Below are 24,052 nucleotides of genomic sequence, written 5' to 3' on the forward strand. Positions count from 1 at the left end.
CGGACCCGGTCGCGAGCGACTCAGGTGTCGCCGAATCGGCGGCACCGGAGTCGGCGGGTGTGGGAGCGGACACACGAAGACTGTATCCGTGCGGCACCCACATCCGGTGGCCTCGAAGCGGGCCGGTCGGGCCGGGGGAGTGCGCACGTGCGTCGTAGAGCACCCCGGCGAGCCGACTGGGTGACCGCCGCGTGGCTGGGCAAGGTGACCCTGGGTGGCATCGTCGCCGTAATTAGGTAACACTTGTGTTGTGAAAAGCCAGACCCGCAGCTCGACTGCACCCGAGGACACCGGCATCGCCGTCGGTGCGGGTGCGGCCGCGTCGGAGGGTGGGGCCACCGCAGTGGTCGCCGGGGACGGCCAGACCCGATCGGCCGTGGTGGCACTGCTGGTCGAACGTGGCCCGGTGACTGCAGCCGAGATCAGTGACCACCTGCAGATCAGCGGGCCCGGTGTCCGTCGACACCTCGACGCCATGCTCGCCGCAGGCGAGGTGGTCGCCGTGACCACCTCGGCCCGACACTCCCAGCGCGGACGCGGACGCCCGGCGCGGCGCTTCCAGCTGACCGCAGCCGGGCGCGCCAAGCTCCGACACGCCTACGACGATCTCGCCGGTGCCGCGATGCGTCGGCTGCGGGATCTGGGCGGGGAGCAGGCCGTGCGTGACTTCGCCGCTGATCGGATCGAGGCCATCGTCGCCGGCGTCGAACCGGTTCCGCGTGGCGCCGGGGACGACGTGCTGGTGGCCACCGCCGAACAGATCGCCGACTCGTTGACCACGGCCGGCTTCTCGGCCAACACCCGTCGCGTCGGCGCGGGTGTGCAGATCTGTCAGCACCACTGCCCGGTCGCCCACGTGGCTGCTGACTTCCCCGAGCTGTGCGAAGCCGAGACCGCACGGTTCACCGAACTTCTCGGCACACATGTGCAGCGTCTGGCCACCATCGCCAACGGTGACTGCGCGTGCACCACACACGTACCGCTGTCGGCTCCGACCGGCCGCCGCAGCGATCACGACAGCCCGTCGGGCACCGATGCACAGCTCGCATCGGCGTCCGCAACCACACGAGAGGACTCGCGATGACCGTCACCGATCCCCACCCAACCTCCGGGGCGACGTCACCTGTAATGACGCAGGAAGAGACGATCGACTCGTTCGGGACCTACGGGTACGGCTGGGCCGACTCCGATGTCGCCGGTGCCAGCGCGCAGCGCGGCATCAACCCGGCGGTGGTGACCGACATCTCGGCCAAGAAGAGCGAGCCCGAGTGGATGCTCGCCGCCCGTCTCAAGGCGTTGCAGACCTTCGAGCGCAAGCCGATGCCGACCTGGGGCAGCGATCTCGACGGCATCGACTTCGACAACATCAAGTACTTCGTGCGCTCCAGCGAGAAGCAGGCCGCCACCTGGGACGACCTGCCCGCCGACATCAAGAACACCTACGACAAGCTCGGCATCCCCGAGGCCGAGAAGCAGCGTCTGGTCTCCGGTGTCGCCGCGCAGTACGAGTCCGAGGTCGTCTACCACTCGATCCGTGAGGACCTCGAGGCCCAAGGCGTGATCTTCCTCGACACCGACACCGCGCTCAAGGAACACGAGGACCTGTTCCGCGAGTACTTCGGCACCGTCATCCCGGCCGGCGACAACAAGTTCTCCGCGCTGAACACCGCCGTCTGGTCGGGTGGCTCGTTCATCTATGTGCCCAAGGGCGTCCACGTCGACATCCCGCTACAGGCCTACTTCCGCATCAACACCGAGAACATGGGTCAGTTCGAGCGGACGTTGATCATCGTCGACGAGGACGCCTACGTGCACTACGTCGAGGGTTGCACCGCACCGATCTACAAGACCGACTCGCTGCACTCGGCCGTGGTCGAGATCATCGTGAAGAAGGGTGGTCGCTGCCGCTACACCACCATCCAGAACTGGTCGAACAACGTCTACAACCTGGTGACCAAGCGCGCCAAGGCCGAGGCCGGCGCGACCATGGAGTGGGTCGACGGCAACATCGGCTCGAAGGTCACCATGAAGTACCCGGCGGTGTGGATGACCGGCGAGCACGCCAAGGGCGAGGTGCTCTCGGTCGCGTTCGCCGGTCCCGGCCAGCACCAGGACACCGGTTCGAAGATGGTGCACCTCGCGCCGAACACCTCGAGCAACATCGTGTCCAAGTCGGTGGCCCGGGGCGGTGGCCGGGCCTCCTATCGGGGTCTGGTCCAGGTGAACAAGGGTGCGCACGGAAGCCGTTCGACAGTGAAATGTGATGCGCTGCTGGTCGATCAGATCAGCCGCAGCGACACCTACCCCTATGTGGACATCCGCGAGGACGACGTGACGATGGGCCACGAGGCAACGGTTTCGAAGGTCAGCGACGATCAGCTGTTCTATCTGATGAGCCGCGGGCTGACCGAGGACGAGGCCATGGCCATGGTGGTGCGTGGGTTCGTCGAGCCCATCGCCAAGGAGCTGCCGATGGAGTACGCCCTCGAGCTCAACCGCCTCATCGAACTGCAGATGGAAGGATCTGTCGGCTGATGTCGAACGACAACGTCACCGGTACGACCGGATCGAGTTCCGCTGCGACCGGGGTGGTCGCGGCTGTGGCCGGGGAGAACACCCACCCGGTCACCAACAAGGGTCAGCTGTTCACATCGTTCGACGTCGACGCATTCGAGGTGCCGGGCTCGCGTGATGAGGCGTGGCGCTTCACCCCGTTTCGTCGGCTACGCGGGCTGCACGACGGGTCCGCGCCGGCCACCGGATCGGCGCAGATCGCGGTCACCGGAGCAACCGACGGAGTGACCGTGGAGACCGTCGGTCGCGACGACGATCGACTCGGCACCGGCGGCGTTCCGTTCGATCGCATTGCTGCACAGGCGTACTCGTCGTTCAGTGAGGCGACGGTGGTCACGGTGGCCGCCGACGCGCAGGTCAGCGATCCGGTCACGCTGACCATCACCGGCCCCGGGGTCGGCCAGGTCGCCTACGGACACGTCCAGGTGCGCGTGGAGCGATTCGCCCGGGCCGCCGTGGTGATCGATCAGGTGGGCAGCGGAACCTACGCCGAGAACCTCGAGTTCATCGTCGGTGACGGCGCGCAACTCACGGTGGTCAACGTCCATGACTGGGCCGACGACGCGGTTCATGTTGCCGCGCATCATGTTCGGGTGGGTCGGGACGCGACCATCAGACACTTCTCGGTGAGCCTGGGTGGCGAGTTGGTGCGGATCAGTCCGCTGGTGCACTACGACGCACCCGGAGGCAGCGCCGAGATGTGGGGTCTGTACTACGCAGACGCGGGCCAGCACCTCGAGCAGCGGCTGCTCGTCGACCACTCCGAGCCGCACTGCCGGTCGAACGTGGTCTACAAAGGCGCCCTGCAGGGGGAGACCCGCGCCGATGGCGCTCCGGTCGAGAAGGCCCGTGAGGCCCGCACCGTGTGGGTGGGCGATGTGTTGATCCGGGCCACCGCCGAGGGCACCGACACCTTCGAGTTGAACCGCAACCTACTGCTCACCGACGGCGCGCGCGCCGACTCGGTGCCCAACCTCGAGATCGAGACCGGCGAGATCGTCGGCGCCGGACACGCCAGCGCCACCGGCCGCTTCGACGACGAGCAGCTGTTCTACCTGCAGGCGCGGGGTATCCCCGAGGATCAGGCCAGACGTCTGGTGGTCCGAGGGTTTTTCGGTGAGGTGATCGCCAAGATCGGGATCCCCGCGGTCACCGAGCGCCTCGAAGCCGCCATCGAAGCCGAACTGCAGATCGCGGGCGCCTGAACCGGCTCCGCACCGACCACTTTCACCTCTAAGGACGACAATTCTCATGGCAACACTCGAGATCCGCGATCTACACGTCAACGTGGCCCAGACCGACACCGACGCCGAGCCCATCACGATCCTCAAGGGCGTCGATCTGACCATCGAGTCGGGTTCGACCCACGCGATTATGGGGCCCAACGGTTCTGGCAAGTCGACGCTGTCCTATGCAATTGCCGGACACCCCAAGTACGAGGTGACCCAGGGCTCGATCACCCTCGACGGTGAAGACGTTCTGGAGATGACCGTCGACGAGCGCGCCCGCGCCGGGCTCTTCCTGGCCATGCAGTATCCGGTCGAGGTGCCGGGTGTGTCGATGTCGAACTTCCTGCGCACCGCGGCGACCGCCGTGCGCGGCGAGGCCCCCAAACTGCGCCACTGGGTCAAGGAGACCAAGCAGGCGATGGTGGAGTTGGAGATCGATCCGGCGTTTTCCGAGCGCAGCGTGAACGAAGGATTCTCCGGCGGCGAGAAGAAGCGCCACGAGATCCTCCAATTGGGTCTGCTGCGCCCCAAGTTCGCGATTCTCGACGAGACCGACTCGGGTCTGGACGTGGATGCTCTGCGGGTGGTCTCGGCGGGGGTCAACACCTACCGGGAGCGCGGCTGGACCGACGCGACCGGCGCCACGATTCCGGGCGGAGTGTTGCTCATCACCCACTACACCCGCATTCTGCGCTACATCGCACCGGATTACGTGCACGTCTTCGTCGACGGTCGCATCGTGGAGTCGGGCGGCCCCGAGCTCGCCGACGAGCTCGAGACCAACGGGTACGTGAAGTTCACCGGTGCGGCCACCAGCGCCTGATCGGCGCACCGGCCGAACCGTGTCGATCAGAAGGCAGGCGAACCCCGCATGACCACGACCGCATCGACAACCGCGCCGTCGACCTCCTCGTCCGCGGCGTTCGACGTCGAGCAGTGCCGGGCCGACTTCCCGATTCTCTCGCGCACCGTCCGTGACGGAAAACCGCTGGTGTATCTCGACTCCGGCGCCACGTCACAGCGGCCGGTCCAGGTCCTCGACGCCGAGCGCCACTTCCTGACCACCTGTAACGCGGCGGTCCATCGTGGCGCGCATCAGCTCGCCGAGGAGGCCACCGACGCCTACGAGCAGGCCCGTGAGCTGATCGCTCAGTTCGTGGGTGCCGACCCCGACGAAGTGGTGTTCACCAAGAACGCGACCGAGGCCATCAACATCGTCACCCACACCCTCGGCGACGCCCGGGCCGCGCCGGTCCTCGGCGGCACGCCGCTGGGTCCCGGCGACACCGTGGTGGTCACCGAACTGGAACATCACGCCAATCTCGTTCCCTGGCAGAAACTCTGCCGGGTCAGCGGCGCCACCCTGCGGTGGTACGGCGTCACCGATGAGGGTCGGATCGACCTGGACTCGCTTGTTCTCGACGACACGGTGAAAGTGGTGGCCTTCACCCACCAGTCGAACGTGACCGGTGCGGTCACCGATGTCGACGAGCTGGTACGCCGGGCGCGTGCGGTGGGGGCGTTGGTGGTGCTCGACGCATGCCAGTCGGTGCCGCATATGGCGGTCGATTTCCGTTCTGCCGACGTCGATTTCGCTGCCTTTTCCGGACACAAGATGTTCGGGCCCTCTGGTGTCGGCGTGCTGTACGGAAAGCGCGCGCTGTTGGCGCAGCTGCCGCCGTTCATCACCGGTGGGTCGATGATCGAGACCGTCACGATGGAGGCGTCCACCTACGCCGCACCGCCCCAACGGTTCGAGGCCGGTGTTCCGATGACCTCGCAGGTGGTCGGGCTCGGGGCGGCGGTGCGCTACCTGCAGGCGATCGGGATGGATTCGATAGCCGCGCACGAGCATGCCCTCGTCGCCCACACCCTGCACCGCCTCGGCGAGATCGACGGCGTCCGCATAATCGGGCCCACTGATGCCGAGAACCGCGGTGGCGCCGTGGCATTCGTGGTCGAGGGCATCCACGCTCACGATCTAGGACAGGTTCTCGACGACGAGGGAGTCGCCATCCGGGTCGGGCATCACTGTGCGTGGCCGCTGCATCGCCGGTTCGGGGTGGCCGCCACCGCCCGCGCGTCGTTCGCCGCCTACAACACCCTCGCTGAGGTCGATGCGTTGGCCGAGGCGATCGGCACCGCGCAGCGGTTCTTCGGGGTGGAGGCAGGCCGGTCATGAGGATGGAGCAGATGTATCAGGAGGTGATCCTGGACCACTACAAACATCCGCACGGCCGCGGCCTGCGCGAGCCGTTCGGTACCGAGGTGCATCACGTCAACCCGACGTGTGGCGACGAGATCACGTTGCGGGTGGCGCTGTCCGACGATCTGTCGACGGTCGCCGACATCTCCTACGACGGCCAGGGCTGTTCGATCTCGCAGGCCGCCACCTCGGTCCTCTACGACCAGGTGGTCGGGATGAGCGTCGATGACGCCCTGTCGACGGTGGCGTCGTTCAACGAGATGATGACCTCGCGAGGCACCGCCGAGGGCGACGAAGACGTCATCGGCGACGGCATCGCGTTTGCCGGTGTGAGCAAGTACCCGGCGCGGGTGAAGTGTGCGCTGTTGGGATGGATGGCCTTCAAAGATGCTCTCGCACAGACTGTTGCGTGTGAGTCCGCAGAAAGGAACTGACATGAGTGACACGCACACCCCCGCCGAGGTGACCACCTCGCTGCCCTCGGTCGACGACGTCGAAGAGGCCATGCGTGACGTGGTGGACCCGGAACTGGGCATCAACGTTGTCGACCTCGGGCTGGTCTATGGCATCGAGGTCGACGGTGACGCCAAGGCGAAGATCGACATGACGCTGACCTCGGCGGCATGCCCACTGACCGACGTCATCGAAGACCAGTCGCGCGCGGCCGTGGTGGCCAGCGGACTGTGTACCGAGTTGGAGATCAACTGGGTCTGGCTGCCGCCGTGGGGCCCGGACAAGATCACCGACGACGGTCGCGAACAACTGCGCGCCCTCGGCTTCACCGTCTGAGCGGGGCCATCTGCTCATCACTCCCGGGCGCTTACCAGCGCGCCGGTGCGGCGGCGTGGTGGGCCACCTTCAGCCCGATTCGTCGTTCGGCCAGACGCACCATGGCCAGCATCGCCGACATCACCCCGCGTAGATCGGAGCGGTCGCTGAGGTAGGCGCGCTGTGCGTGCGGGGGCAGCCGAAAGAACGCGCCGAAGAAGGCGACGGTCTCGTCGGCGTCGAGCGCGAGGGCGGCGTTGAGACCGCGCCGACGCAGCCGGTGTACCGCTCGGGCACTCTGCGGCCACAGTGCGGCGGCGGGATCGTCGCCCCGGGCAATCGCGTCCACCACCGGGTCGGCGCAGCTCAACGAGGTGGCGACGCTGTAGCCGGTGGCCGGGTGCATCAGTGCTCCGGCGGCGCCGAAGGTCATCGGGGTGTGCCGCCAGGGTCGCGGGCCACCACCGGTGAGCGTGAAGTCGACCTGCTCGACGGCGCGCTGCTCGATGGCGTCGTCGACGTTCAGCCCGTGACGAGAAAGCCTGCTGCGCAAGCGCTCTCGCAACACGCCCAACTTGACCGCCGGATGGGCGGCCAGGCAGGTCTCCTCCATCAGGACCAGCTCGGAGGTGATGGGGACGACATAGAGGAAGCTCGCCGGACCGGTGTCGGAGGGGCCACCGGACCGGTAGTGGGGCCGCCAGTCCATCAAGACGGCCTGATGTGCACCGAGGACTGCAGCGGCCCGTTCTGGCGTGACGAACACCCCGAATGCCGTTTGTTCGGGACCGGGTGTGTTGCGTGATCCCCGCGCATCGATCACCGTGGCCCCGAATAGCACCCGCCCGTCGCGAAGTTCGACGCGGTTGTCCGACACCTCGGCGACGTCACCGGTCACCACCGCGGATTCGGGGATGGCCAGGTGCGTTTGCAGGCCTGGTGAGTCGAGGACCGTGTAGCCACGCGGGATCTGCACCTCGTCGGGTGCGTACACCGCGACCGCGGGCACCGCGGTGGCGGTCACGGTGTCGGGTACCCACGACGGCAGCTCGTCGGTCCAGGCTGCATAGGTGTCGTCCCAGGGGCGATCGGGCCTGCGGTCGACGAGGACGGTGTCCACGCCGGCCACGATCGCTCGATGTGCCAGGCCGCGTCCGGCGGGCCCGGCGCCGATGACGACCAGCTCGGCCTTGCGTGCTGTTGCGTCACTCACGTTCTCGACGGTAACCGAGTGGTGCCGAGCCTTGGTCGTCCGGGCGGGGTCTCGGTGGTCGGGGATCGCATCTGCGAGCGCGTAGTCTTTACCGTCGTGATCACGGCAACCGACCTGGAGGTACGCGCGGGCGTCCGTACGCTCCTCAACGTCCCCGGGTCGGGGCTGCGCATCCAGCCCGGCGACCGGATCGGGCTGGTGGGACGCAACGGCGCGGGCAAGACGACAACGCTGCGGATCCTGGCCGGTGAGGGTGAACCCTACGGTGGCACGGTCACCCATACCGGCGAGATCGGATATCTGCCGCAGGACCCCCGCGAAGGGGATCTGAGCGTGCTCGCCCGCGACCGGGTGCTCTCGGCGCGAGGGCTCGACACGTTGATGCGTGACTTGGAGAAGCAGCAGGCGATCATGGCCGAAGTGGTCGACGAGACCGCCCGCGACAAGGCCGTCAACCGCTACGGGCAGCTCGAGGACCGGTTCTCGGCGCTGGGTGGATATGTGGCCGAGTCGGAGGCGGCGCGCATCTGCAACAGCCTGAGCCTGCCTGATCGGGTACTCGAGCAGCCACTGCGCACGCTATCGGGTGGACAGCGGCGTCGGATCGAGTTGGCGCGCATCTTGTTCGCGGCGTCTGACGGCAGCGGTGGAAAGTCGAACACGACGCTACTGCTCGATGAGCCGACCAACCATCTCGACGCCGACTCGATCTCGTGGCTGCGTAGCTTCCTGCTCAACCACGATGGTGGGCTGGTGGTCATCAGCCACGACGTCGAGCTACTGGCTGACGTGGTGAACCGGGTGTGGTTCCTCGACGCTGTGCGCAGCGAGGTCGACGTCTACAACATGACGTGGAAGAAGTACCTCGACGCCCGCGCCACCGACGAACAACGCCGTAAGCGGGAACGGGCCAACGCCGAGAAAAAGGCGGGCGCGCTGCGGGTGCAGGCGGCGAAGATGGGCGCGAAGGCCACCAAAGCGGTTGCTGCCCAGAACATGTTGAAGCGGGCCGAGAAGATGATGGCTGAGCTCGACGACGAACGGGTGGCCGACCGGACCGCCAAGATCCGATTCCCCGAGCCCGCCGCCTGCGGAAAAACCCCGCTGATGGCCACCAACCTGACCAAGATGTACGGGTCTCTGGAGATCTTCACCGGCGTCGACCTCGCCATCGACAAGGGCTCGCGGGTGGTGATCCTCGGCCTCAACGGTGCGGGCAAGACCACACTGTTGCGTCTGCTGGCGGGGGTGGAGAAGCCCGACACCGGCACGCTGGAACCCGGCCACGGCCTCAAGATCGGGTATTTCGCCCAGGAACACGACACCCTCGACGATCAGGCCTCGGTGTGGGAGAACATCCGGCACGCCGCGCCGGATGCCGGTGAGCAGGACTTGCGTGGGTTGCTCGGTGCGTTCATGTTCACCGGCCCGCAGCTCGAACAGCCGGCCGGGACGCTGTCCGGTGGTGAGAAGACGCGGCTGGCGCTGGCGGGTCTGGTGTCCTCGGCGGCCAACGTGCTGCTGCTCGACGAGCCGACCAACAACCTCGACCCGATCTCTCGCGAGCAGGTCCTCGACGCACTGCGAACCTACTCCGGGGCCGTGGTCTTGGTGACCCACGACCCCGGAGCGGCTGCGGCGCTGGAACCCGAACGGGTGATCCTGCTGCCGGACGGCACCGAGGACCACTGGTCAGATGAGTATCAGGAGCTCATCGAGCTCGCTTGAATCTGTTCTCCTGGCGGAGATGAGCTCCTCGGGGGTGTTGCAGTGCTCATCGAGCTCGCTTGAATCTGTTCTCCTGGCGGAGATGAGTGTGGTCAGCGGTAGGCGGCCACCAGTGTGCCCTTGACCAGCTTGCCGGTTGGGGTGCGGGGCAGCTCGTCGACGAAGTCGTAGGAGCGCGGAACCTTGTAGCCGGCCAACGACTTACGGGCGAAGGCGTCCAGCTCGGCGATCAGTTCGTCTGATGGCGAGTATCCCGCGTCGAGCTGAACGCACGCCTTCACCTCTTCGCCGAACTCTTCGTTGGGCACCCCGATGACGGCGACGTCGAACACGGCGGGGTGTGCGATCAAGACGTTCTCGGCCTCCTGCGGATAGATGTTCACCCCGCCGGAGATGATCATGAACGCTTTGCGGTCGGTGAGGTAGAGGAATCCCTCGTCGTCGACGTGGCCTACGTCGCCGGTGGTGGCCCACAGCGGATGGTCGGGATGTGCTGCGGCCTTGGTCTTCTCAGGATCGTTGTGATACTCGAAGACCTGCGCCTCTCGCTCGAAGTACACCGTCCCGGTCTCCCCGACGGGCAACTCGTTGCCGTCGTCGTCACAGATGTGGATGACGCCGAGCAGGGGCTTGCCCACCGAGCCCGGGTGGCTCAGCGAATCTGCGCTGTTGATGAACGTGCCGCCGACGGCCTCGGTCGAGGAGTAGTACTCCTCGATGACCGGACCCCACCAGTCGATCATCGCTCGCTTGACGTGCACCGGGCATGGTGCCGCGGCGTGTATGGCGGCCTTCATCGAGGACACGTCGTACTTTTCGCGTACCTCAGCCGGCAGCTTGAGCATGCGCACGAACATGGTGGGCACCCACTGGCTGTGGGTCACCTTGTACTCGTCGATCAGCTTCAGGGCGCCCTCGGGATCGAACTTGTCCATCACCACCACGGTGCCGCCAACCGACTGCACCATCCCCGAATACCTCAGCGGTGCAGCGTGATACAGCGGAGCGGGGGAGAGGTAGACGCTGCTGGCGTCGAAGCCGTACATCGGGGCGAAGATCGCGGTGTAGATGTCGGGGATCTTGTCCACCTCGCCCTGGGGCAGCGGCGGTCGAATCCCCTTGGGGCGTCCGGTGGTACCCGAGGAATAGAGCATGTCGTGTCCCCGTGGCTGTTCGGCCAGCGGTGTGGTCGATGCCGCGGCCAGCACCTCGTCGTAGCTCTCGAACCCCTCGATGCCATCGCCCCAGGCGATCCGGTGGGTGAGGCCCGGGATCGTCGCGCTGTCGGCGACTGCCGTGGCGACCGTGCTGGAGGCGAACAGCACCTGGGCGCCGCAGTCGCTGATGATGAAGTTGGCCTCGTCGGCGGTGAGGTTGTAGTTCACCGGGGTGACGTAGAGCCCGGAACGCAATGCGGCCCAATAGACCTCGAACACGCGCAGGTCGTTGGTGGCCGCCAGAGCGATGCAGTCACCGCGGCGCAGGCCGAGGTCGTAGAGGTGGTTCGACAGTCGGATCGATCGCTCGTCGAGTTCGCGGTAGGTGAGGGTCTGCCCGAGTGCGGGTAGGACGGCAGCGGGCTTGTCGGGCGTCGTTGCCGCGAACACTCCTGGGAACATCGATGGCCTTTCGGTCGGTGAGCGCGTCCACACGGCGGGTGCCGTGCGACCTACGTCACGAAAGGGTAATCGAACCTATGGAACAAATCGAGAGAGATGGTTCTTTGGTTCGGTAACGATGCACAAAGCCCAGCTCACGGCCGTGGACGACGCACGGACTCCTCGACCAGATCCAGTACTGCATGTAGCTCACGGCCGTGGTGACCGGTGGCCAGCCGCGTGATGAGTCCGTCCAGGACGAGGTCGAGGTAGGCGACGATCACCTCGGTGGGGATGTCGTCACGGAGTCGCCCTGCGCTGCGCTGCCGTTCCAGCCGAGCCAGGGTGGCCTCGTCGAGCTCACGAGAACGCGCCATCCATTCGGCGCGGAAGTCGGGATCGGTGCGCAGTTTGCGCGCGATCTCCAGTCGGGTGCCCAGCCAGTCGTACTGATCGGGGTGATCGAGCATGTCGCGCATCACCTGCACCAGACCCTGCTCGGCCACTACGTCGGCCATCCGTTCGGCGTCTTCGTGGGCCAGGGCGAGGAACAGGGCTTCCTTGTCCCGAAAATGGTGGAAGATCGCCCCGCGGGAGAGCTCGGTGGCCTCCTCGATACGCCGCACGGTGGCTCCGTCGTACCCGAACTCGGCAAAACAGCGTCGGGCACCGTCGAGGATCTCCCGCCGACGCGCCGCCAGGTGATCTTCGCTGACCTTGGGCACGCGGGTCACCTCTTTCGCTGTGGTCGGAGCGGCCAGGTTCGGGCCGCCTGATGGTGCCGCTCGAACGTGATCGCTACACCGCCGATCCGGCTGGGTGATCGGTGTTCGGGGTGATCGGCTCTGGGGGTCATCGCTGTGGACGCGACGCCATCGGCGTAGATACGACGCACCCCGGCAGTCCGGGGCTCCGGACCACCGGGGTGGACGTCAGCGCGATGTGATCAGGGCTTGATCATGTTGCGCAGCACGTACTGCAGGATGCCGCCGTTGCGGTAGTAGTCGGCCTCGCCGGGGGTGTCGATGCGCACCGTCGCATCGAACTCCACGACGCCACCGTCGGTCTTGGTCGCCTTCACGTGCACCGTCTCGGGGGTGGTGCCGGAGTTCAGCGCCTCGATGCCGGTGATGTCGAAGGTCTCGGTGCCGTCGAGACCCAGGGACTTGTGCGACTCACCCTCGGGGAACTGCAGCGGGATGACCCCCATCCCGATGAGGTTGGAGCGGTGGATGCGCTCGAAGCTCTCGGTGATGACCGCCTTGACACCCAGCAGGCTGGTGCCCTTGGCCGCCCAGTCGCGCGACGACCCGGTGCCGTACTCCTTGCCGCCGAGCACGACCAGCGGAGTGCCCGCAGCGGCATAGTTCTGAGCCGCGTCGTAGATGAACGACTGCGGGCCGCCATCCTGGGTGAAGTCGCGGGTGTAGCCACCGGTGACCCCGTCGAGCAGCTGGTTCTGGAGCCGAATGTTGCCGAAGGTCGAGCGGATCATCACCTCGTGGTTGCCGCGGCGGGCACCCAACGAGTTGTAGTCCTTGCGGGCAACACCGTTGGCGTCGAGGTACTGAGCCGCCGGGGTACCCGGCTTGATCGTCGAGGCCGGCGAGATGTGGTCGGTGGTGACCGAGTCGCCGAGTTTTGCCAGCACGCGAGCACCTGCGATGTCGCTGACCGGAGACGGCTCGATCTGCATGCCCTCGAAGTACGGGGGCTTGCGCACATAGGTCGATTTCGGATCCCAGTCGAAGGTCTTGCCGTCGGGCGTCGCAAGGTTCTGCCACCGGGCATCGCCCTTGAAGACATCGGCGTAGTCGGCCGCGTACTGCTCCGGCGAGATGGACTCGGCGATCGTCTTCTCGATCTCCTCACCCGAGGGCCAGATGTCCTTGAGGTACACGGGGTTTCCGTCGGTATCGGTCCCCAGGGGGTCGGTCTCGAAATCGAAGTCCATGGTGCCGGCCAGAGCGTAGGCGATGACCAACGGTGGCGAGGCGAGGTAGTTCATCTTCACATCCGGATTGATCCGGCCCTCGAAGTTGCGGTTGCCCGAGAGCACCGCGGTGGCCGTCAGATCGTGCTCGTTGATCGCCTTGGAGATCTCCTCAGGCAGCGGGCCCGAGTTGCCGATGCACGTCGTGCAGCCGTAGCCGACCAGAAAGAAGCCGAGCTTCTCCAGATACGGCCACAGGCCGGCCTTCTCGTAGTAGCCCGTCACGACCTGCGAACCCGGAGCCATCGACGTCTTCACCCACGGCTTGGAGGTGAGCCCCTTCTCGACGGCGTTGCGGGCGAGAAGTGCGGCACCGAGCATCACCGACGGGTTGGAGGTGTTGGTGCAGCTGGTGATCGACGCGATCGACACGATGCCGTGGTCGAGGACCATCGTGCCGCGCTCGGCAGACTCCACCAGCACCGGCTTGGACGGACGGCCCTGAGACCCCTTGGCGGCGTTGGGGATCGAGTCGTCATCGGCCCAGGAGAGGGTTGCCGACCCGGACCCGCCGGTCGAAGCGGCGGCGGCCGGTGCCGAGCCCTCGTCGTCGACGTAGTTGTGGATGTCCTTGCGGAACGCGTTCTTCGAGTCCCACAGTTCGATGCGGTCCTGCGGGCGCTTGGGTCCGGCGATCGAGGGCACCACCGTGGCCAGGTCGAGCTCGAGGTACTCGGAGAACTCCGGCTCGTGCTCGCCGTCGTGCCACAAACCCTGCTCCTTGGCGTAGGCCTCGACCAGCGCGAGCTGCTCTTCGGTGCGACCGGTGAGTCGCAGGTACTTCACCGTCTCGGAGTCGATCGGGAACATCGCGCAGGTGGAGCCGAACTCGGGGCTCATGTTGCCGATGGTCGCGCGGTTGGCCAGCGGCACCGCGGCCACACCCTTGCCGTAGAACTCGACGAACTTGCCGACCACGCCGTGCTTGCGCAGCATCTCGGTGATGGTGAGCACCACGTCGGTGGCGGTGACGCCCGGCTTGGTCTCGCCCGAGAGTTTGAAGCCGACGACGCGGGGGATGAGCATCGAGATCGGCTGACCGAGCATGGCCGCCTCGGCCTCGATACCGCCGACGCCCCAGCCCAGGACGCCTAGACCGTTCTGCATGGTGGTGTGCGAGTCGGTGCCGACGCAGGTGTCGGGGTAGGCCTGGACTGCGCCCTCGGAATTGGGGCGGACCATGATCGAGCGAGCCAGGTGCTCGATGTTGACCTGGTGCACGATGCCGGTGCCCGGGGGGACGACCTTGAAGTCGTCGAACGCGCCCTGGCCCCAGCGCAGGAACTGGTAGCGCTCCTCGTTGCGCTGGTACTCGATCTCGACGTTGCGCTCGAAGGCTTGGGCGTTGCCGAAGGCCTCGATGATCACGGAGTGGTCGATGACCATCTCGGCCGGCGCCAGCGGGTTCACCTTGTCCGGGTCGCCGCCGAGCTCCTTGACGGCTTCGCGCATGGTGGCGAGGTCGACGATGCAGGGCACACCGGTGAAGTCCTGCATGATCACACGTGCCGGGGTGAACTGGATCTCGATGCTCGGCTCGGCCGAGGGATCCCAGCCGGCGATCGCGCGAATGTGGTCGGCGGTGATGTTGGCGCCGTCCTCGGTGCGCAACAGGTTCTCGGCCAGCACCTTCAGCGAGTAGGGAAGGCGGTCGGTGCCCTCGACCGCATTGATCCGGAAGATCTCGTAGGAGTTCCCGCCGACCTGCAGGGTTCCCTTGGCACCGAATGAATCTACTGACGAGCTCACGCAACCACTCCACTCTTGCTGTGTCGTCGGCGGGGCGGGGCCGACCTCCCGGTCGGCGAGGGTGCGCCGACACTGATCCGCAGGCGTCCGAGGCTGTCGGACGCACGACGACCACTCTAGCAGTACGCGCGTACTGCTAGTGGGAACACCCAGGACGGCGTGCCGCGAATTCGTGAACCCCGCACAACGGGGATGGCAGCGGGTCCACGCCTCGATTGTGTCGTACTGTGCCCTGTGATGGGGGCTCGATGAGCCTGTTGGTGTGGCCGGATCGGCCCGCCGTGGTCGATGGGAAAGGTGCGCGACGATGGCCCCGATGGTGAACGACTGCGCACAGGTACCGGCCGGACTGTTCGCCCTGCCCGTCGGAGCCGCGCAGTCACCGGGGGGAGTGCTGGGTATGCCCACCATCATCCCCGCCGACATCAGCCTGTCCGACATCGAGCGTGACCTCGCCGACGATCGGGTGTCCGCACCGGCTGCCGATGTTCCCGGCCTGGTGGCGGTCAGCAAGAAGGCCCAGGCCAAGGGGCACGACATGTATTTCGTCGTGCTCGAACAAGACCAGGACAAATTCACCTATCTGCGCGACATCGCCACGGCACTGCAGCACAAGACCGGTGGCACCGTCATCGTCTTCAGTCCCAGCACGCTGGGCACCGCCTCCGACGATTTCTCCCGCGTGCAGCTCGAGCAGGCTCAGGACCGGGTCGCCAACCACAACCCGACGCTGTCGGCGAACCAGATGCTCGACCGGATGACCGAACAGACACAGGTGCCCTGGACCGTGGTCACGCTGGGTCTGATCCTGGTGGTGGTGCTGGGCGCGGTGGGTGCGCGACTGCGTGGCACGCGGCGGAGGTCGGCGGTGACCGACACCAACGCGTCGAGCGCACCGCGCGGTGAGGGGACCGGCCCCGAGGCCGATCCGAGCTAGCCGCTTGCTGCTCGACCCCGTTGGTGCCGGTCCGCGGTGCGCGGTGATCTGCGTTGTCACATCGTCGGTCAGCGATCTGCAACAAATACCCGTCGTGTAGTTCCCGCCCAAAGTCGGCACAGACCCGCAGTTCACCGCATTTCCGCAGGTAATCACACGTTTGTAATTTGTGACTCATGTTTCCACGGGGGCGATTGTGGCGTACGGTTCGACATGTCATCGGTGGTGTCGATGGGGAAGTTGACACCTCCAGTGACACCTTTTTCAGCTCGATGATCAACGACTCCGATCCGCTCGCGGGACGGACCGGAGCCGCTGATCGCTGTATGCGAGCCGCACGCCAGCCATACGAGGGAGTCAATCTGTGAGGCGACGTCAGGCATCCGGCGGTCACCACCGCCGATCACACGCCGCTGTTGCCCGGTCGGGTCGCACCCGGTCGGCATCCAGTTCCGCGGGTCGTCATCGACTCGACGCTGCGCGTCCCCGACACCGGCTGGTCACCGCGTCAGACCGGATGGTCGCGCGCGCCGTCCGGGTGACCGCAGCGGTGACGTTGTCGCTCGTCACGGCAGGAACCCTGCTGGGACTCGGGACCGGAGTGGTGGTGGGTGCGCCGGACCCGGCGCCGCAGTCGGGCCTGGCCGCCCTGATCAATCAGATCGCCGACACCGACCAGCGTCTGGCCGACCTCGACGCCGACGTCGCCATCAAGCGGGAATCGGTCAACCGATCGCTGGTGGATCTACAGAATGCACGCGACCAGCAACGCCTGGCCACGCTCGCGGTCAAGGGTTCCCAGGACGCCGTGACCCGAGCCACCGCAGCCATCTCCGTCGCCCAGCGCGGCTTCGACGACTTCGTGCGCAGCCTGTACCGCCAGGGCAGCAACCCGGCCTCGATGGCCACCTACCTCTCGTCGGCAGATCCGTCGGCGGTCCTGGACCGAGCCGGGATCATCGACCGACTGACCCGCGATCAGCGCGCCACCATCCAACGACTCAAGACCGCGCGCAACGACAAGGCCAACCGCCTCGCCACCGCCACCGTCACCAAGAAGCAGGCGGCCTCGGCTGCGGCGAACGCGCAGAAACACAAGGACGCAGCGATCGCGGCCATCACCGCAGCCACGACGGCAGCGCGCACCGAGGCGGCCCGGCGGAGCTCGCTGATCGCGGCGCGTGACGCCGCGCAGAAGCGGCTCGACGCGCTGCGCGCCCAGGCTGCAGCGGCCCGCAATCAGGCCTCGGCGCCGGCCGCAGCTGCACCTCAGGCGCCCGTCGCCCCCGCACCTCAGGCGCCCGTCGCCCCCGCACCGGTGGGCGCTCCGGCGATTCCTGGTCGCATCCCGGCCGCCGCCCCCACCGACGGCATCGCCCAGGCGATCACCACCGCCGCACAGTCGGCGTTCCAGGTCGCCGCAGCCGCCGCAGCCAAGCTCGCCACCGACGCGGCCCAGAAGCTGCTCGCCGACGTGGTGGCCTCCCTGCAGGGACAGCACACCGACCTCGACGGTGCCGCAGCCGCCGCGGCCCCCCCAGCGGGTGGATCCGGCGGTCCCACCGCCGTCACCCCGGGTGCGACCGGACCGGCCGCAGTGGAGACGGTGGTCAACCGCGCCTTGTCGCAGCTGGGCGTCACCTATGCATGGGGCGGCGGCAACGGCAACGGGCCGACCAAGGGCATCCGTGACGGCGGCGTCGCCGACAGCTACGGCGACTACAACAAGGTCGGGTTCGACTGCTCCGGGCTGATGATGTTCGCGTTCGCGGGCATCGGAATCTCGCTGCCGCACTACACCGGATATCAGTACACCTCGGGCCCGCAGGTCCCCCTGTCACAGATGCAGCGGGGCGACATGATCTTCTACGGGCCCAACGCCAGTGAGCACGTCGCGCTGTACCTGGGCAACAACCAGATGGTCGAGGCGCCGCAGTCCGGCGACGTCGTGAAGATCTCGCCGCTGCGTACCTCCGGTGCGATGCCCTACGTCGTCCGTCTGACCGGATAGCCGCCCCAAAGAGGCCACTGGTCGCCGACTGCCGACCGGTTGCCGCAGCGCGATACGGCTACTCTCGATCGAAAGACCTGCCTCACCCGGCGGGGCAAGCACTTCGGAGAGGATCTCGCGTGGCAGCCACGTACGACGGAAGCACCCTGGGTTCGGGTGGCTCGACCTCGGCAGCCGCTGGTGGCTCCGCCACGGGTACCGCTGGTGGCTCCGCCACGGCAGCAGCGCTGAGCGATTCCGACGTCAAACTGCTCGAACGCACCATGTTCGAGGTCAAGAAGGTCATCGTCGGTCAGGATCAGCTGATCGAACGAATCCTCATCGGACTCCTCGCCCGTGGTCACATCCTGCTCGAGGGTGTTCCCGGTGTCGCGAAGACCCTGGCCGTCGAGACGTTCGCCCGGGTCATCGGGGGCAGCTTCTCGCGTGTGCAGTTCACCCCTGACCTGGTGCCCACCGACCTCATCGGAACCCGGATCTATCGACAGGGCAAGGAGGAGTTCGACACCGAACTCGGACCTGTCGTGGCCAACTTCCTGCTCGCCGACGAGATCAACCGTGCCCCGGCGAAGGTGCAGTCGGCGCTGCTCGAGGTGATGGCAGAGCGGCACCTGTCCATCGGCGGCGTCACCTATCCGATGCCTGACCCGTTCCTGGTCATGGCCACCCAGAACCCCATCGAGAACGAGGGCGTCTACCCGCTGCCCGAGGCGCAGCGCGACCGATTCCTGTTCAAGGTGCTGGTCGGATACCCGACAGTCGAGGAGGAGCGTGAGATCGTCTACCGGATGGGCACCACACCGCCCACCGCTGGTCAGATCCTCGATCCCGAAGCGACGGTGCGCCTGCAGAAGGTCGCCTCCACCGTCTTCGTCCATCACGCGCTGGTCGACTACGTGGTGCGGGTCATCACCGCCACCCGCACCCCCGGTGCGTTGGGCATGACCGACGTGGCCGGGTGGCTGGCCTACGGGGCGTCACCGCGCGCCACCCTGGGCATCATCGCCGCAGCTCGTGCCATGGCCTTGATCCGGGGGCGCGATTACGTCATCCCGCAGGACGTCGTGGAGATCATCCCCGACGTGCTGCGCCACCGGCTGGTGCTCAGCTACGACGCTCTGGCCGATGAGATCGACGCCGACCATGTGATCAATCGTGTGCTGCAGACCGTCGGCCTCCCGCAGGTGAGTGGTCAGGCCATCACGTCGGCACCGTCGACCCCCGCGACACCGCAGAGTCCCAACGGTGCACCCGCCTACGGTCAGCCGGTGTACGGCGCGCCGGACGCACGCGATGGTCGACGCTGACAGGTTGCCGTCGTTCGGTGCGGGAAGTCTCGACGACCCGACCTTGACCGCGGCGTTGAAGACTCTCGAGATCACCGTCCGCCGCAAGCTCGACGGGGTGCTACAGGGCAACCACCTGGGACTGATCCCGGGACCGGGGTCCGAACCAGGCGAGGCCCGCACCTATCAGCCCGGCGACGATGTCCGCCGGATGGACTGGTCGGTGACCGCGCGCACCACCCAGCCGCACGTTCGACAGATGATCGCCGACCGCGAACTCGAGACCTGGTTGGTCGTGGACATGTCGGGGAGCTTGGATTTCGGCACCGTCTCGCACACCAAACGTGATCTCGCGGTCGCGGCGTGCGCGGCGGTCACGCATCTGACCGTCGGAGGGGGCAACCGGATCGGGGCGGTGGTCACCACCGGCGACGCGGTGGTCCGCATACCGGCGCGCAGCGGACGCGCCCACGCGCTGAGCATGCTCAAGGAGATCGCGAGCACGTCGCGCTCGCAGGACGGTGTGCGCGGCGACCTCAACGCCGGGATCGACGCCCTTCGTCGGCCCGAACGCCGGCGCGGGTTGGCTGTCGTGGTCAGCGACTTCCTCGGGCCCATCGACTGGGAGCGCCCGATGCGCGCGGTGGCCGGACACCACGAGGTGCTCGCGATCGAGGTGCTCGACCCGCGCGACCTGGAACTACCCGCGGTGGGCGAGATCGTGTTGCGCGACGCCGAGAGCGGCGCGGTCCGCGAGGTGACCGTCACCGAGCGTGTGCGCGACGATTTCGCCCGCGCCGCCACAGCTCACCAGGCCGAGGTGCAGCGCACGCTGCGTCGTTGTGGCGCACCCGTTCTGGGATTGCGCACCGATCGCGATTGGATCTCCGACATGGTGCGGTTCGTGGTTCGTCGACGGCGCGGACTGGGCGCCGGGACCGGGAGCTGAGGGCAGATGTTCGGACTCGCGACACCGTGGTGGTTGCTGCTGGGGCTGGTGGTCGTCGGACTGGCCGCGGGTTACGTGATCATGCAGCGCCGTCGACACTCCCGGGCGGTGCAATTCGCCAACCTTGACGTTCTCGACCGGGTGGTGCCCAAGCAGACCAATCGGCTCCGTCACGCCCCGATCGCGCTGCTGCTGGTCGGGTTGATCCTGTTGACGATCGCACTGGCCGGTCCACAGGCCGACCGGCGGATTCCACGCAACAAGGCGACGGTGATCTTGGTGATCGACGTGTCGCGCTCGATGAACGCCACCGATGTGGCCCCGAGTCGTATCAAGGCGGCTCAGGTGGCCGCAAAGAAGTTCGCCGACGAGTTGACCGACGGCATCAACCTCGGGCTCATCTCGTTCGCGGGGACCGCGACCACCCTGGTCTCGCCGACGCCGGACCGCAGTGCCACCAAGGACGCGGTGGACAAGCTGCAGCTCGACGACAAGACGGCCACCGGCGAAGGCATCTTCGCCGCCATCCAGCAGATCAAGACCCTCAACGGGGTGCTTGGTGGCGACAAGGGGGCACCACCGGCGCGCATCGTGCTGGAGTCCGACGGCAAGGAGACCGTGCCCGACGACCCCAACGATCCCCGCGGGGCCTTCACCGCAGCACGTAAGGCCAAGGAGGAGAAGATCCCGGTCAGCACCATCTCCTTCGGAACCCGAACCGGCACCGTCGATCTCGAGGGCGATCGCATCCCGGTCCCGGTCGACGACGACTCGTTGCGGCGCATCGCGTCGCTGTCCGGCGGAGACTTCTTCACCGCGAGCAGCCTCGACGAGCTGACCAAGGTCTACGACACGCTGCAGAAGCAGATCGGTTTCGAGACCCGCCGCGGGGACAACTCCCGACCCTGGGTCGTGGCCGGGACCATCCTGGTGGTGATCGCCGCCGCGGGTGCGATCGCGATGAACCGGCGCCTTCCGTGAGGTTCCCCGGCGCCGAGGCGGCGGTAGGTGGATGCGATTGTCCTCCCCGGCTCGTCGAACGATAAGTTGACCGCCATGGCAGACACCACCTCGTCGACCGACGCGTCGACCACCTCCGACGGTCGCACCGCACGGTCGGTCCTGGTGACGGGAGGCAATCGCGGCATCGGACTGGCCATCGCCCGGCGGCTGGCCTCCGACGGTCATCGGGTCGCGGTCACCCACCGCGGTTCAGGCGTACCCGACGGACTGTTCGGTGTGGTGTGCGACGTGACCGACAGTGAGTCCATCACCGCAGCCTTCGCCGAGGTGGAGGCGCACCAGGGTCCCGTCGAGGTGCTGGTGGCCAACGCCGGGACCACCGCCGACACCCTGTTGATGCGGATGACCGAGGAACAGTTCAGCGCGGTCCTCGACGCCAACCTCACCGGTTCGTTCCGGGTGGCCAAGGCGGCGTGTCGCTCGATGTTGCGAAAGCGGTTCGGGCGCTTCATATTCCTCGGTTCGGTGGTGGCCACCATGGGCACGCCCGGCCAGATCAACTACGCCTCGTCCAAGGCGGGACTGATCGGCATGGCGCGTTCGTTGACCCGCGAGCTCGGTTCGCGCTCGATCACCGCCAACGTGGTCGCCCCCGGTTACATCGACACCGACATGACCGCGGCCCTGCCCGACGACTACCGCGATCAAGCGCTCAAACTCATTCCCGCCCAACGCATCGGTACCCCCGAGGACGTGGCTGCCGTGGTGAGTTGGCTGGCCTCCGACGACTCGGCCTACGTGTCGGGGGCGGTCATCCCGGTCGACGGCGGCCTCGGCATGGGTCACTGACCCGCCCGTGCGCCACGGACTGACTCTGAGATGTTCTGTGGCGCATCGCTTCATCCCAGCTCGCCACGCCCCAACCCGACCCACCGCTAGGAGATCATCGTGAGTGGACTGCTCGAGGGCAAGACCATCCTTGTCACCGGCATCATCACCGACTCGTCCATCGCCTTCCATGCCGCTGCGATGGCACAGGAACAGGGTGCCCGGGTGATCATCACCGGATTCGATCGCCTGCGCCTCATCGACCGCATCGCCCAACGGCTGCCCAAAGAGGTCGGCCCGGCCATCGAGCTCGACGCCACCGACGAGGAGCATCTGGCGACCCTGGCCGACCGGCTGCGCGAGGTGGCGCCCGAGGGTATCGACGGTGTGCTGCACTCCATCGCGTTCGCGCCGCGCACACTGATGGGACCCGACGCCAAACCGTTCCTCGACGGCCCAGGACCCGATGCGGCACAGGCCTTTCAGGTGTCGGCGTGGAGCTATGCGGCACTGGCCCGCGCGGTACTGCCGGTGATGAACGAGGGTGGCTCGATCGTGGGCATGGACTTCGACCCGCGCACCGCGATGCCGTACTACAACTGGATGGGTGTGGCCAAGGCCGCGCTGGAATCGGTGAACCGCTACGTGGCCCGCGAGGTGGGTGCGGCCAAGCGGGTGCGCTCCAACCTCGTCGCCGCCGGGCCCATCAAGACGTTGGCCGCCAAGGCGATTGCGGGCACCGCCACCGACGACGCCAAGAAGCTCGATCAGCTCAACGAGTACTGGGACGGTGCCTCGCCCATCGGCTGGGATGTCGATGATCCCTCTGCGGTCGCCAAGTCGATCTGCGCGGTGCTCTCCGATTGGCTTCCCGCCACCACCGGTTCGATCATCTACGTCGACGGCGGCGCGAGCCACAACACGTGGTTTCCCGAGGACGGGCAGTCATGAGTTCGTTCGACGCCCTGCTGTACCTGTCCTTCGGCGGACCCAACGGACCTGATGATGTGATGCCGTTTCTGGAGAACGTCACCCGCGGCCGTGGGATCCCGCGTGAGCGGCTGGAATCGGTGGCCGAGCACTACTTTCACTTCGGCGGTGTCTCACCGATCAACGAGCTCAACCTCGACATCATCGAACGGCTGAAGGCCGCGCTGTCGGCCGAATCGATCGACCTGCCGGTCTATTTCGGAAACCGCAACTGGCATCCGATGATCGAGGACACGCTGGGGAAGATGTACGACGACGGGCACCGCCGGGTACTGGTCTTCCCGACCTCGGCCTGGGGCGGATTCTCCGGATGTGGGCAGTACCACGACGACATCCGACGGGCTTTGGACGCGCTCAACGCCCGCGTCGGTGCGCAATCGGACGTGATGACCCTGCGCAAGCTCCCGCAGTACTGGGACCGGCCCGAGATGGTGGGCGCCTGCGCGGACGCGGTCACCACCGCCATCGCACAGCTACCCGATGACGTTCGCGACCGTGCGCGACTGGTGTTCACCGCCCACTCCATCCCGGTGGCGGCCGACGCCGCCGCCGGACCCCCGGAACTCGGCGGCCACCTGTACAGCAAGCAGGTCGAGAAGGCATCGGCAGCAGTGGCTTCGGCAGTGGGGGTGTCCGACTACGACGTCGTGTGGCAGTCCCGGTCGGGCCCACCGCAGGTGCCGTGGCTGGAACCAGACATCTGTGACCATCTGGAGTCCCGTGCGGGCGCCGGTGATCCGGCGTTCGTCATCTGCCCCATCGGGTTCGTCTCCGATCATCTCGAGGTGGTCTGGGACCTCGACACCGAGGCCCGGGAGGTGGCCACTCGGTTGGGCACCCCGATGCAACGCGCGGCGACGGTGGGCACCGACGACCGGTTCGTGACGATGATCGTCTCGGCGGTGCGCACGCAGCTCGACGGGGTCGATCCCCTCGACGCGGGCCTGGGATGTCGGGAGAACGGCACGCGCTGCGCTCCGGGATGTTGTGTCTCGCAACGCCCGTCGCGTCCCGCCTCGGCCTGAGTGGA

20 protein-coding genes are annotated in these 24,052 nt (G+C 66.9%); 16 read left to right on the forward strand and 4 right to left on the reverse strand.

Annotation, left to right across the window (positions count from 1 at the left end):
- The first annotated feature begins 250 nt into the window (after positions 1-250).
- From KIK15_RS14875 to KIK15_RS14905, 7 genes are read left to right on the forward strand one after another with little or no spacing between them, the layout of a single operon-like run.
- Positions 251-1,084 carry a metalloregulator ArsR/SmtB family transcription factor gene (locus tag KIK15_RS14875; protein ID WP_214245481.1) on the forward strand — a complete coding sequence of 278 codons (834 nt, stop codon included), beginning with the start codon at positions 251-253 and terminating at the stop codon, positions 1,082-1,084.
- Positions 1,081-2,535, forward strand: coding sequence for a Fe-S cluster assembly protein SufB (gene sufB / locus KIK15_RS14880; protein ID WP_284150013.1), 1,455 nt, complete (start codon positions 1,081-1,083; stop codon positions 2,533-2,535). Before KIK15_RS14875 ends, sufB begins: the two co-directional genes overlap by 4 nt.
- Entirely contained in the window at positions 2,535-3,779 is a 1,245-nt protein-coding gene (gene sufD / locus KIK15_RS14885) for a Fe-S cluster assembly protein SufD (RefSeq protein WP_214245482.1), read from the forward strand. Before sufB ends, sufD begins: the two co-directional genes overlap by 1 nt.
- A 46-nt stretch (positions 3,780-3,825) precedes the next feature.
- A complete protein-coding gene (gene sufC / locus KIK15_RS14890) occupies positions 3,826-4,626 on the forward strand; it encodes a Fe-S cluster assembly ATPase SufC (protein WP_214245483.1) in 801 nt (266 codons plus the stop codon).
- A gap of 48 nt (positions 4,627-4,674) precedes the next feature.
- Positions 4,675-5,985, forward strand: a complete 1,311-nt coding sequence (locus KIK15_RS14895) for a SufS family cysteine desulfurase (RefSeq protein ID WP_214245484.1) — start codon at positions 4,675-4,677, stop codon at positions 5,983-5,985.
- Positions 5,982-6,443: a Fe-S cluster assembly sulfur transfer protein SufU gene (gene sufU, locus KIK15_RS14900; protein ID WP_214245485.1), complete on the forward strand. Its 462-nt coding sequence runs from the start codon at positions 5,982-5,984 to the stop codon at positions 6,441-6,443. Before KIK15_RS14895 ends, sufU begins: the two co-directional genes overlap by 4 nt.
- A gap of 1 nt (position 6,444) precedes the next feature.
- The gene (locus tag KIK15_RS14905; RefSeq protein WP_214245486.1) at positions 6,445-6,798 is read left to right on the forward strand and encodes a metal-sulfur cluster assembly factor; all 354 of its coding nucleotides are present in this window, start codon (positions 6,445-6,447) and stop codon (positions 6,796-6,798) included.
- 31 nt (positions 6,799-6,829) lie between these two features.
- Here KIK15_RS14905 and KIK15_RS14910 read toward each other — a convergent pair whose 3' ends face one another.
- On the reverse strand, positions 6,830-7,990 hold the full coding sequence (locus tag KIK15_RS14910; RefSeq protein ID WP_214245487.1) for a lycopene cyclase family protein: 1,161 nt from the start codon (positions 7,988-7,990) through the stop codon (positions 6,830-6,832).
- A gap of 96 nt (positions 7,991-8,086) precedes the next feature.
- Between KIK15_RS14910 and KIK15_RS14915 the strand changes: the two genes are divergently transcribed.
- On the forward strand, positions 8,087-9,718 hold the full coding sequence (locus KIK15_RS14915) for an ABC-F family ATP-binding cassette domain-containing protein (RefSeq protein ID WP_214245488.1): 1,632 nt from the start codon (positions 8,087-8,089) through the stop codon (positions 9,716-9,718).
- 92 nt (positions 9,719-9,810) lie between these two features.
- Here KIK15_RS14915 and KIK15_RS14920 read toward each other — a convergent pair whose 3' ends face one another.
- From KIK15_RS14920 to acnA, 3 genes are all read right to left on the reverse strand, one after another.
- Positions 9,811-11,337 carry an acyl-CoA synthetase gene (locus KIK15_RS14920; RefSeq protein WP_214245489.1) on the reverse strand — a complete coding sequence of 509 codons (1,527 nt, stop codon included), beginning with the start codon at positions 11,335-11,337 and terminating at the stop codon, positions 9,811-9,813.
- Between the two features lie 134 nt (positions 11,338-11,471).
- A complete protein-coding gene (locus KIK15_RS14925) occupies positions 11,472-12,041 on the reverse strand; it encodes a TetR/AcrR family transcriptional regulator (protein WP_214245490.1) in 570 nt (189 codons plus the stop codon).
- Between the two features lie 221 nt (positions 12,042-12,262).
- Positions 12,263-15,058: an aconitate hydratase AcnA gene (gene acnA, locus KIK15_RS14930; protein WP_214245491.1), complete on the reverse strand. Its 2,796-nt coding sequence runs from the start codon at positions 15,056-15,058 to the stop codon at positions 12,263-12,265.
- Between the two features lie 307 nt (positions 15,059-15,365).
- Here acnA and KIK15_RS14935 point away from each other — a divergent pair, with 307 nt between their 5' ends.
- The 8 genes from KIK15_RS14935 to KIK15_RS14970 all read left to right on the forward strand — a co-directional run bounded on the left by KIK15_RS14935 (position 15,366) and on the right by KIK15_RS14970 (position 24,047).
- The gene (locus KIK15_RS14935; protein ID WP_214245492.1) at positions 15,366-15,995 is read left to right on the forward strand and encodes a DUF6676 family protein; all 630 of its coding nucleotides are present in this window, start codon (positions 15,366-15,368) and stop codon (positions 15,993-15,995) included.
- A gap of 517 nt (positions 15,996-16,512) precedes the next feature.
- Entirely contained in the window at positions 16,513-18,006 is a 1,494-nt protein-coding gene (locus KIK15_RS14940) for an NlpC/P60 family protein (protein WP_214245668.1), read from the forward strand.
- Between the two features lie 146 nt (positions 18,007-18,152).
- Complete coding sequence (locus KIK15_RS14945; protein WP_374222868.1) at positions 18,153-19,313, forward strand: AAA family ATPase; 1,161 nt, start codon at positions 18,153-18,155, stop codon at positions 19,311-19,313.
- Entirely contained in the window at positions 19,300-20,241 is a 942-nt protein-coding gene (locus tag KIK15_RS14950; protein ID WP_214245493.1) for a DUF58 domain-containing protein, read from the forward strand. The genes KIK15_RS14945 and KIK15_RS14950 overlap by 14 nt, the downstream gene beginning before the upstream one ends.
- 6 nt (positions 20,242-20,247) lie before the next feature.
- The gene (locus KIK15_RS14955) at positions 20,248-21,222 is read left to right on the forward strand and encodes a VWA domain-containing protein (RefSeq protein ID WP_214245494.1); all 975 of its coding nucleotides are present in this window, start codon (positions 20,248-20,250) and stop codon (positions 21,220-21,222) included.
- 75 nt (positions 21,223-21,297) lie between these two features.
- On the forward strand, positions 21,298-22,053 hold the full coding sequence (fabG1, locus tag KIK15_RS14960; RefSeq protein ID WP_214245495.1) for a 3-oxoacyl-ACP reductase FabG1: 756 nt from the start codon (positions 21,298-21,300) through the stop codon (positions 22,051-22,053).
- A gap of 99 nt (positions 22,054-22,152) precedes the next feature.
- The gene (gene inhA / locus KIK15_RS14965) at positions 22,153-22,983 is read left to right on the forward strand and encodes an NADH-dependent enoyl-ACP reductase InhA (protein ID WP_214245496.1); all 831 of its coding nucleotides are present in this window, start codon (positions 22,153-22,155) and stop codon (positions 22,981-22,983) included.
- Complete coding sequence (locus KIK15_RS14970; protein WP_214245497.1) at positions 22,980-24,047, forward strand: ferrochelatase; 1,068 nt, start codon at positions 22,980-22,982, stop codon at positions 24,045-24,047. The genes inhA and KIK15_RS14970 overlap by 4 nt, the downstream gene beginning before the upstream one ends.
- Positions 24,048-24,052 lie beyond the last annotated feature (5 nt).

Source organism: Williamsia sp. CHRR-6 (genome assembly GCF_018474015.1).
Taxonomy (GTDB): domain Bacteria; phylum Actinomycetota; class Actinomycetes; order Mycobacteriales; family Mycobacteriaceae; genus Williamsia_A.

Coding starts and splice junctions, on each gene's coding strand:
- KIK15_RS14950 (WP_214245493.1), top strand. CDS start 19,300: ATGGTCGACGCTGACAGGTTGCCGTCGTTCGGTGCGGGAAGTCTCGAC.
- KIK15_RS14905 (WP_214245486.1), top strand. CDS start 6,445: ATGAGTGACACGCACACCCCCGCCGAGGTGACCACCTCGCTGCCCTCG.
- sufD (WP_214245482.1), top strand. CDS start 2,535: ATGTCGAACGACAACGTCACCGGTACGACCGGATCGAGTTCCGCTGCG.
- sufU (WP_214245485.1), top strand. CDS start 5,982: ATGAGGATGGAGCAGATGTATCAGGAGGTGATCCTGGACCACTACAAA.
- fabG1 (WP_214245495.1), top strand. CDS start 21,298: ATGGCAGACACCACCTCGTCGACCGACGCGTCGACCACCTCCGACGGT.
- KIK15_RS14895 (WP_214245484.1), top strand. CDS start 4,675: ATGACCACGACCGCATCGACAACCGCGCCGTCGACCTCCTCGTCCGCG.
- sufB (WP_284150013.1), top strand. CDS start 1,081: ATGACCGTCACCGATCCCCACCCAACCTCCGGGGCGACGTCACCTGTA.
- KIK15_RS14935 (WP_214245492.1), top strand. CDS start 15,366: ATGGCCCCGATGGTGAACGACTGCGCACAGGTACCGGCCGGACTGTTC.
- KIK15_RS14955 (WP_214245494.1), top strand. CDS start 20,248: ATGTTCGGACTCGCGACACCGTGGTGGTTGCTGCTGGGGCTGGTGGTC.
- KIK15_RS14970 (WP_214245497.1), top strand. CDS start 22,980: ATGAGTTCGTTCGACGCCCTGCTGTACCTGTCCTTCGGCGGACCCAAC.
- sufC (WP_214245483.1), top strand. CDS start 3,826: ATGGCAACACTCGAGATCCGCGATCTACACGTCAACGTGGCCCAGACC.
- KIK15_RS14940 (WP_214245668.1), top strand. CDS start 16,513: ATGGTCGCGCGCGCCGTCCGGGTGACCGCAGCGGTGACGTTGTCGCTC.
- KIK15_RS14920 (WP_214245489.1), bottom strand. CDS start 11,337: ATGTTCCCAGGAGTGTTCGCGGCAACGACGCCCGACAAGCCCGCTGCC.